The sequence below is a fragment of the Synechococcus sp. R6-7 genome, assembly GCF_047461695.1.
Lineage (GTDB): Bacteria > Cyanobacteriota > Cyanobacteriia > Thermostichales > Thermostichaceae > Thermostichus.
The window spans coordinates 1-1,241 of record NZ_JANSHS010000415.1; the positions used below are offsets into that span (position 1 = coordinate 1).

Annotated in this window: 1 protein-coding gene; it reads right to left on the minus strand. The window is 59.4% G+C overall.

What is annotated here, in order from left to right; all coding sequences use genetic code 11:
* On the minus strand, positions 1 to 1,241 hold a 1,241-nt coding region (locus NW815_RS11870), incomplete at both ends, for a serine/threonine protein kinase (protein WP_414416053.1).

The following is a 1,241-nucleotide window of genomic DNA, read 5'->3' on the forward strand; positions in this document are numbered from 1 at the left end:
GGCACCGGAGTGGGTGTTGGTGCTGGAGTCGGGGTGGGTGTCGGCGCTGGAGTTACCTCAGGGGTAGGCGTGGGGGTTGCTTCGGGCGTAGGGGTAGGCGTAGAACCGGGAGTTGGGATCCCTAGGATTGGTTTTACGGGTATAGGCTCTATGCGTATGGGCTCTACCTTGAGTTCGGGAGTTGGGGTGCGATCCGGCTGTTCCTGGGTATCGCGAACCGCTGGACGTGGCCACAGCAAAAAGGCGGCCAGCAAAGCCATAACGCCCAGGGATCCCCCGGCCAAAACCCACTTCAGGTTGCTGTCGGAAGGTTGCAGAACCGTTTGGGGGGCAGCTTGCCGCAGAGGGCGAGTGCGGGGAGTATCGGTTCGTGCCGGCGTGGCAGGGCGAGCGACAGGGGGATCCTGAACGGTCGGGAGAGCGTTGCTGGCTGGGATCACTGTGGAGGGCGTTTTGGGAGTTTCGCCCCCACTTTGGGGAGAGGGATCCGGTGTTTCCGGCAGAGCTTCTGCTGAGGAGGGTTCCCGCTCGGTGATGTAATAGGGGATCCCTGCACCTGGGGAGGGGGGAGAGACCGGCTCATCTTCGATGAGATCCAGATCCTCATCGCGGATATCTTCAAAGGCTCTAGAAGCTGATCCTGTATTGCGGGTGGTTTGGATTGGTGGCTTGGGGTCAGAAGAGGGTGGAGCATCCCGTTGAGCCTTAGCGCTGCCGGTGGGCAGGATCACAGTGCTGGCTTGGCCACTAGAGAGTTGGGTGGTTGCCGTCAGGTCATAGGCTTGCAGCAGTCGTTCCCCCAGCTCCCGCATCGTTTGCGGTCGTTCGTCTGGGTTTTTTTTCAGGCAATCCATCACCACCGCTGCCAAGGGGGGTGGGATCGGCTGGGGGGCTGCCTTCGGGTTGATCTCGATTGGGCTTTCGTAACAATGGGCGTGGATCCAACTGTGCAAAGAGTCAGTTTCCAATTGAAAGGGCATGGATCCCGTCAGCATCTCGTAGAGCACCACGCCAAAGGAGTAGATGTCCGAGCGGGCATCCAAGGCTTTGCCCCGCATCTGTTCGGGAGAGGCGTAGCGAGCTGTGCCGATAAATCCTCCCCCTTTTTGGGTGCCCAGGCTGAGGGTGTGATCCGCCAGGGTTTTGGCCACGCCAAAGTCGAGGATTTTCAGTTGGGGGATAAGCTTGCCATTTTGAAAAACTTGCTCGATGAAGAGGTTGCTGGGTTTGATGTCGCGATG